This window comes from Candidatus Protofrankia californiensis (genome assembly GCF_900634765.1).
In the GTDB taxonomy this organism is placed as follows: Bacteria; Actinomycetota; Actinomycetes; order Frankiales; family Frankiaceae; genus Protofrankia; species Protofrankia californiensis.
Genome location: NZ_CAAAFT010000460.1, coordinates 7,805 through 15,588, shown reverse-complemented (window position 1 = coordinate 15,588; position 7,784 = coordinate 7,805). Strand labels below are relative to the sequence as shown.

General features: G+C 72.0%; 6 protein-coding genes and 1 pseudogene. 3 read left to right on the top strand and 4 right to left on the bottom strand.

Annotated features, from left to right (window positions below; all coding sequences use genetic code 11):
- Window positions 1–57 precede the first annotated feature (57 nt).
- The gene (locus DD1DGNOD_RS23820) at window positions 58–270 is read left to right on the top strand and encodes a hypothetical protein (RefSeq protein WP_131767009.1); all 213 of its coding nucleotides are present in this window, start codon (window positions 58–60) and stop codon (window positions 268–270) included.
- Between the two features lies 1 nt (window position 271).
- Here the strand turns inward: DD1DGNOD_RS23820 and DD1DGNOD_RS23815 are convergent, their stop codons facing one another.
- The 4 genes and pseudogenes from DD1DGNOD_RS23815 to DD1DGNOD_RS23800 all read right to left on the bottom strand — a co-directional run.
- A complete protein-coding gene (locus DD1DGNOD_RS23815) occupies window positions 272–946 on the bottom strand; it encodes a hypothetical protein (RefSeq protein WP_131767018.1) in 675 nt (224 codons plus the stop codon).
- A 422-nt stretch (window positions 947–1,368) separates the two neighbouring features.
- Window positions 1,369–1,590, bottom strand: a complete 222-nt coding sequence (locus tag DD1DGNOD_RS23810; RefSeq protein ID WP_131767008.1) for a heavy-metal-associated domain-containing protein — start codon at window positions 1,588–1,590, stop codon at window positions 1,369–1,371.
- 39 nt (window positions 1,591–1,629) lie between these two features.
- On the bottom strand, window positions 1,630–2,760 hold the full coding sequence (locus tag DD1DGNOD_RS23805; protein WP_241251534.1) for a sulfite exporter TauE/SafE family protein: 1,131 nt from the start codon (window positions 2,758–2,760) through the stop codon (window positions 1,630–1,632).
- 672 nt (window positions 2,761–3,432) lie between these two features.
- Window positions 3,433–3,996: pseudogene (locus DD1DGNOD_RS23800) on the bottom strand (TetR/AcrR family transcriptional regulator); the annotation flags it as partial.
- A gap of 120 nt (window positions 3,997–4,116) precedes the next feature.
- Here DD1DGNOD_RS23800 and DD1DGNOD_RS23795 point away from each other — a divergent pair.
- A complete protein-coding gene (locus DD1DGNOD_RS23795; RefSeq protein WP_206443389.1) occupies window positions 4,117–4,389 on the top strand; it encodes a hypothetical protein in 273 nt (90 codons plus the stop codon).
- A 673-nt stretch (window positions 4,390–5,062) separates the two neighbouring features.
- Entirely contained in the window at window positions 5,063–7,609 is a 2,547-nt protein-coding gene (locus DD1DGNOD_RS23785) for a heavy metal translocating P-type ATPase (protein ID WP_131767006.1), read from the top strand.
- Window positions 7,610–7,784: the final 175 nt, after the last annotated feature.

Sequence of the window (7,784 nt, the reverse complement as noted above, 5' to 3'; positions counted from 1 at the left end):
GTATTCAGGGGAAGGGTGTACGGCTTTCGCTGCACTGCCAGAAGGAACGCGCGGTAGATGGTGCGGGGGCTGGCGGACGGGCGGCCCGTCGGCGACGGCTGGCCGGTGGACCTGCGAACGGCAGGACTCCTGGAAGTCGCGGTGCGGGAGGGAGATCTCGCGCGGGCACGGGTTCCGCCGTTGATCGCCGCCGCGCGTCCGTGGCCCGGCACCCTGGTACGACGACCACGCCGTCCTGGGTGGCGGGCCAGCGGCGGGAAGCGCGGGTAGCTCAGTCGTCGTGAGGTGCGGCGCCGGGGGCATGGGTGTGGCTCGGCGCGGGCTGCGACGGCTGCTCCGGTGCGATGGTTGCACCCGTCGGCGGCGGCGTGTGGGTCGTCCCACCCTCGCCGCCGTGCGGGGTCGCTGGGTGCTCCTCGTCCGGACCGTGGGAGTGCGGGGCGGACTCGTCCGTCATCTCGTGGCCGTGGCTGTGGGAACCGGCGAGTTCGACCGCGGGCACCGCGAGGCCGGCGACCCCGGCGCCAGCGGTACCGATCACGACGGCCGCGCTGAACGACGAGCGGAACCCGCGCGAGTGCCGAGACCACAGGCACCACAGCGCGAGGACACAGACCGCCACCTCGAACGCGACCGTGGTGAGGTCGACTCTGTCGACCTGTTCGGGCATGCCGGCGTGGGGGCCGACGGGTAGCCCGGAGGTCCGGCTGACGGCCCACAGCAGGAACGCCCCCGCGTTGACCAGCAGGCCCGCCACCATCGTCCGCCACCCGCCGCCCCGCATCACGGCGAGGGCCCAGCCCGCCTGGACGATCGCGGTCGCGAAGAAGAACACCCCTGACAGCGGCCAGTCGCCGAAGTGGCTCGGCGCGACCGCGACATGGGTGACGGCGGCGCCGAGCGAGGCGAACGCCGCCACGATCCTGTCTGCCCCTATGTCGGTCATGATCCGAGGCTCGGCTCGCCTCCGACCCGCCGTGCGTGTCCCTCCTGCGGCCTCGGCCTGGAACGGGGACGAGTCGGTGTACGACGTCGAAGACGGACGGGGGCCCTCGATCCGCTCGTGTCCACGCCGGGTCTCCGAGCGGAGCGGCTCGGAGGCCGCGCCCGGCCGCGGCGACGACCTCCCGGCCGGGACCGTGTTGCGTGCCGCGTGGCGCCCCGTCCGGCGGATGACGAGCGGTGCGGTCGGTGGACCGTCCACGGTTCGCCTCACGTGGTCAGGCGGGGCGGCGCGGTAGTCATGCGGACCGGTGGTAGGCGTCGTAGCGATGGACCATTCCCTGGCCGGATGTTCGCGGTGTCGTCCAACCGGAGCTTCATCCTCGATGGCGTGTGGCCGGCTCGCGTGTCCGCTGCGCGGGTCCGTCACGGCAGTGGCGAAGCCCGGTAGCCAAGTTCTTCGATCACCTTGACCACGTCCTGCGGGCTGTTCTGGCTGAGGTCGAGCTCGACCGTGGTGCGCTTCTGCTTGAGGGCGGTCTGGGTGCTGCGCACGCCCGGCAGGTCCTCCAGCGCGTCGTCGATTAGCAGCGAGCAGCTGCCGCAGTGCATTCCTTCGACGCGGAACGTGTGCGTGGTGGCGGGCACTGTAGTACTCCCGTTCTCCTTGTTCGATCGAGGACGTGTTCAGGCGACGGTGATGAGCCCGGTGTACATGCCCATGCCGCACGCGTAGCGCAGCTGGCCGGGCTCCAGGATGCCCAGGTCGATCGTCGTGTCGCCCTGGGCGGGCAGGATCTCCTCGACGTCGCGGTCGGGGATGACGAACGACCGGATGCATCCCTGCACGTTGTCCGAGTTCACGACCAGCGTGGTGGGCACACCGGCCTGCGCCTGGACGTTGCCTGGGCTGTAGGAGTCGGCGTGGGCGGTGATTTCCACGGTCTGGCGGCCTTCGGCGGTCGAGGCGGCGGACGTGTCGGCCGCCGGCGGCCGGGAAAGGCCGAGGGTTTCGGCGAGCCGGTTGGCGGCCAGCGGCGAGCCGGCGAGCTGCAGGCCGCCGTTGAGGGTGTAGAGCCCCATCGCCAGCACGACCAGTCCGGTGACCACGGCCAGCCGGCTGCGCCACGCGGTCGCGGCCTTGCGGGCGGCGTAGCCGAGGACGGCGAACAGCGGGCCGGTGCCGAGGACGAACACCCCCATCGTGGCCGCGCCCGCCAGCGCGGACCCGGACGCGAGCGCGAGCGCCTCCACCGACAGCGTCACGCCGCACGGGATGAGCACGGTGGCCAGGCCGAGCAGCGCCGGTGCCAGGGCGGCCTGAGAACGGGCGCGCCTGCGCACGATCCTCGTCCACGAAGCGGGCGGCTCGACGACGACGCGGCGGAATCCCGGTACGCCCAGCTGGGCGAGACCGAACAGCATGATCAGCAGGCCGGCGCCGATCTGTAGCCAGGTGCGCGCGTCGACCGAGAGCTCCACCGCGCTGCCAGCCGCTCCCAGCAGCGCCCCGAGCAGGACGTGCGAGACCAGCTTGCCGGCCAGGAACCCGCCGACCGGCGCTAGGTCGTCGCCGAGCTGCGCGCGCCAGTCCGATTCCCGACCTGCCTGCGGCGACCGCCTCCCTGGCCGGGTCGGCGCGCGTTGGACACGGGCCGAGTGGCGGCCTCGGACTGGCGGGTGACCGGGTAGCTGGGCTGGTCCCGCTGCCGCGGCACGCTGCCGGGTGATCAGACCGGTCAGCAGGCCGCCCTGTACCGCGGCACAGGAGACCCCGCCTGCGAACAGGCCGGTCACGAGAACAGTTGCGAGATTCACCGAACCTCCGCGACGGCGGACGAGGGTGCCGAAGGGCTCTCGGCCGAGCGCCGGCTGGCGTCCCGTGGAGAAGGCGCTGGCTGCGACGCCCGACGTCGCGGGCTCCTTCTCGTACGGCGGCGCACACCGGCTGCTGTGTCCGGCTTCCCTCCAACGGCGTCGCCAGGCGCGGCGCCCGGAGGAAGGACGGAACCCTTTCCTGCCCGACTGCGTGTCGAAGGGAGCGCCGGGACCGGGGCAGGATCGGCATGCGGTCCGGCGTGAGTGGCCGAAGGCTACGCTAAACCACTACTGCATGTAGTAGATGACCGGGTTGCCGGTGACCGACCGCGGCGCCCTGCGGCGCTGCCGACAGGGGGACGGCGACAGCGACCGGCGCCCTCATGCTCGGTAGTTCACGGCCAACATCCATGTGGACCTTCGCCGCGCGGTCGAGGGGGAGATTCTGCGGCTCGACACCGGATGAGGGGTCGATTCGCAATGTTTACTACGGGGCTTAGTAGATGACGAAGGGTCGGCGGTCCGCCGCTCTCAGCCCGCGTCCGGTCCCGTGCCACTTGGCGGCGTGGGGGTCAGCGACCTGCGCGGGCTCGGCCGCGAGGGCGAACCCGGCGGCGCGGTTGGCGCGTGGGGTGGGGCGGAGTCGTGGCCCAGCGTCCCGGGCTTCTCGGCGCGGGGTCGCAGGCCGGCCAAGGTCACGGCGACGAGCCGGTGGACCGCGTCGTGCGAGGGCAGGCCGCTGGCCGCGGTGAGGGCGTGGAGGCAGTATCCGGCCAACTCTCCGGGTGGCACGTCGTCCCGGACGTAGCCAGTCTCGACGCCTTCGGCCAGCATGCCCCGGACGAACTCGCTGAGCTGCTCCTGGGCTCGGACGACGTGATCCCCACGATGGAGGAGCGCGGCGAGCTCACCGCCGTGGTGCTCGTGACAAATGAGCCCGTAGGCCCAGAACACCGCTTCGAGCCGCGCCCCGATGTCCCCGGCCCGGCCGCCGACCGCCGCGAGGTGTTCCAGATGGCGGGCGACCTGCCTCTCGTGCCACGCGGCCATGATCGAGTCGACGTCCGAGAAGTACTTGTACAGCGTGGCGCGCCCGATGCCGGTCTCCTCGGCGATTTGCGACATCGTGACCGACGCCAGGCCCCGCGCCGCTACCAGCGCCGCGGCGGCGTCCAAGGTCGCCTCGCGCACCGCCCGGCGGTGCGCGTCGATCGTCTCGTTCCACAGCTTCGGCACACTCGAAGTGTACGAGGCGCCACCGAGTGAACAGCCTGAGTTGATACCGACAAAGTGTCTCGATAAAGTGCGGTCGATCGCGAGCCGCCAGAGCTCGCACGCACCTGCGGAGGACATGGCATGGTCGACCAGCCGTCGCCCGACCCCCAGCCAGCACTCGTCGCCGACGAGCGGCCCGACCACGGCGCGACCACCGGCCCGCCACGCTGGGTGAAGATCCTGGGGATCGTCATCGCGGCCCTGATCGCGCTGGCCGTCGTCACGATGTTCGTCGGCGGCGGTGGCAACGGTCCCGGCCGCCATTCGGACGGCGACCACGCGCCCGTTCCTGCGGCGGCCTTGACCGCCGCGGGAGGCGGCGGCAACCCGTCGGCCGGGGGCACCCACTCATGATCATGACGCCTGGGCTCCGTAGGGCCGCGCTCACCGCGCACGTCGTCTCCTCGGTCGGGTGGATCGGCGCGGTCGGCGGCTTCCTCGCGCTCGCCGTCGCCGGTCTGACCAGCACGGACGCGGAGACGGTGCGCGCCTGCTACCTCGAGATGGAGGTGATCGCCTGGTTCGTGGTCGTACCGACGGCCGCCGCCGCGGTCGTCACCGGGGTCGTCCAGTCGCTGGGCACGGCCTGGGGCCTGTTCCGGCACTACTGGGTCCTGGCGAAACTGCTGGTCACCGTCCTGGCCGCCGTCGTCCTCGTCATGCAGCTCGGTCCCATCAGCTTCCTGGCGGACGTCGCGACGACAGCGACGCTGTCCGCCGCCGACCTGCGGCAGGCGCGGATCTCGCTGCTCGTGCACGCCGCGGGCGGCGAACTTGTGCTGCTCGTGCCGATGGTGTTGTCGGTCTACAAGCCCCGCGGCAGAACCCGGTACGGACAGCGCCGGCAGCACTCGCCTCGCGCCGCCTCCGTACGCAGCACGGGTGATTTCCACCACCTGTTGTCGATCTCGGCGCCCGCCCTCCGCCCGCCCGCACTCCCGTCCATACCTATATCCCCCAGGGGTATAGGTACATGCTCCGGGTCGGAGCGCGTCCCGACGTGGTCGTTAGCGGGAAGGAGTCGGTCATGTCTTCACAGGCGGACCACGGTCGGACGTCGACCGCGGTTCTGGAGGTCTCCGGGCTGCGGTGGGCGACGGAGAAGGCACGCGTGGAGGCCGTGCTGGGCCGGCGTCCAGGGGTGGTCGAGGTAGCGGCGAACCCGGTGGCGCAGACCGCGCTGGTCCGGTTCGACCCGGAACAGACCTCGGCGGCGCAGCTGGCGGGCTGGATTCGCGACTGCGGGTACCACTGCGACGGCCTGTCCGTCCCGGCGCACGTCTGCGATCCCCTCGCCGAACCGCGGCGGCCACCAGCACACGCGCCGGTCGCGTCCGTCCCGGCCTCGCCCGCGAGGGCACCGGACGCGCGGGGCGCGGTCGAACTGCGGTCCGACCAGGTCGTGCCCCGCCCGGACGTCCCGGCACGCGGGTCGCACCGCCATCACGCACCTGCCACCCACGAGGCGCACCCCGTGCACGAACCGCCGGCCCGGCACCACGGCCACGGGCCGGGAGAAGACCGGACCCCGGTCGCCTCTCCGCACGACGCGATGGGCCACGGCGGGCACGGCGACATGTCCATGGCCGCGATGGCCGCGGACATGCGCAACCGCTTCCTGGCGTCTGCGATCTTCTCGGTCCCGATCCTGCTGTGGTCGGCGATCGGCAGGGACGTGCTCGGCTTCGAGGTTCCCGCGCCGCTCGGGCTGCGCGACGACGTGTTCCAGCTGGTCCTGAGCCTGCCGGTGATCTTCTGGGCTTCGTGGATCTTCTTCGACGGGGCGGTCAGAGCGCTGCGCGCGCGGACCCTTGACATGATGGTCCTCGTCGCCGTCGCGATCGGTACCGGCTGGACATACTCCCTGGTCGTCACCCTCACCGGCGGCGGCGAGGTCTTCTACGAGGCGGCCACCGTGCTCGCCGCCTTCGTGTTACTGGGCCACTGGTTCGAGATGCGCGCCCGCGGCGGCGCCAACGACGCGATCCGCTCGCTGTTGGAGCTGGCGCCCGAGAAGGCGCTGGTGCTACGGGACGGCGAACCCGTCGAGGTGCCAACCGCACAGGTGGTCGTCGGGGACCTCCTGCTGGTACGGCCGGGCGGCAAGATCCCGATCGACGGGGCGGTCGTCAACGGCGAGTCCGACGTCGACGAGTCGATGGTCACCGGCGAGAGCCTGCCCGTCTACAAGGCGCCGGGTTCCGAGGTGATCGGTGCCACCATCAACACCACCGGCACCTTGCGGGTCCGGGCCACGAAGATCGGCGCCGACACCGCCCTGGCGCAGATCGTATCGCTGGTCCAGGAGGCGCAGAACAGCAAGGCTCCCGGCCAGCGGCTGGCCGACTGGGCCGCGTTCTGGCTCGTCCTGGTAGCTCTCGTGGGCGGACTCGCCACCCTGCTGGTGTGGCTGCTCGCCACCGACCGGCCGGCGCAGGAGGCGGTGCTGTTCGCTATCACCGTCGTCGTCATCACCTGCCCGGACGCCCTCGGTCTGGCCACCCCGACCGCGATCATGGTCGGCACCGGGTTGGGCGCCGGCCGGGGCGTCCTGTTCAAGAACGCGACCGCGCTGGAGACCGCTGCCGGTGTCACCGCGGTCGTCATGGACAAGACCGGCACCCTGACGAAAGGCGAGCCCGAGGTCACCGACGTCGAGACGATCGACCTCCCCGAGGAGGACCTGCTGCGGCTGATGGCCGCGGTCGAACGGGAGTCCGAGCACCCGCTCGCGGCGGCGGTCGCCCGCCACGCCGACGCACGCGGCGTGCCCCGCCGGCAGGCCGAGGCGTTCACCAACGTCCCCGGGCAAGGCGCGGTGGCCACCGTCGACGGACACCGGGTCGCGGTCGGCAACAGCCGGCTGATGAGGGCCGAGGGCGTCGCGCTCGGCAACGCCGCCCACCGGTTGGACGCCCTCGCGGCCGACGGGCGCACGGCCGTGCTGGTGGCGGTCGACGGGCGGATCGCCGGCCTCGTCGGGCTCGCCGACACACCGCGGCCGACCGCCACGGCGGCGGTCGCCGCCCTGCACGACGCCGGAGTCGAGGTCGTGATGCTCACCGGCGACAACCTGGGCACGGCACAGCGGATCGCGAAGGAACTCGGCATCGACACGGTGATCGCCGAGGTCCTGCCGGGCGACAAGGCCACCGAGGTCGCACGGTTGCAGGCGGGCAACCGGCGGGTGGCGATGGTCGGCGACGGCGTCAACGACGCCCCGGCGCTGGCGCAAGCCGACCTCGGCATCGCGATCGGCGCGGGCACCGACGTGGCGATCGAGACCGCGGACGTGGTGCTCATGCGCTCCGACCCGCTGGACGTGCCCGCCGCCCTGCTCGTCGGCCGCGCCACTGTCCGCAAGATGCGGCAGAACCTGGCCTGGGCCATCGGCTACAACACGGTCGCGCTCCCGATCGCCGCCGGCGTCTTCGAACCCCTCGTCGGGCTCACGCTACGACCCGAGATCGCCGCGCTGACCATGTCCGGGTCCAGCGTCCTGGTCGCGGTGAACGCCCTGCTGCTCAAACGGCAGAAACTGCCGCGGACGTTGACCGAGCCGACCGTGGACTAATGTCTCGCGATCCCGCTTTCCCAAAGACCACGGGCACGCCTGTCACCGGCACGGACCACTCACAGTGAGGTAACTCGGCTAGCATCACGAGACGCCAGCCGACCGCAGGAGAAGGGGGATTGGCCGGCCCGACGACGTCGGGCCGACGTCACGACCGTTCGACGGAGACCTCGCT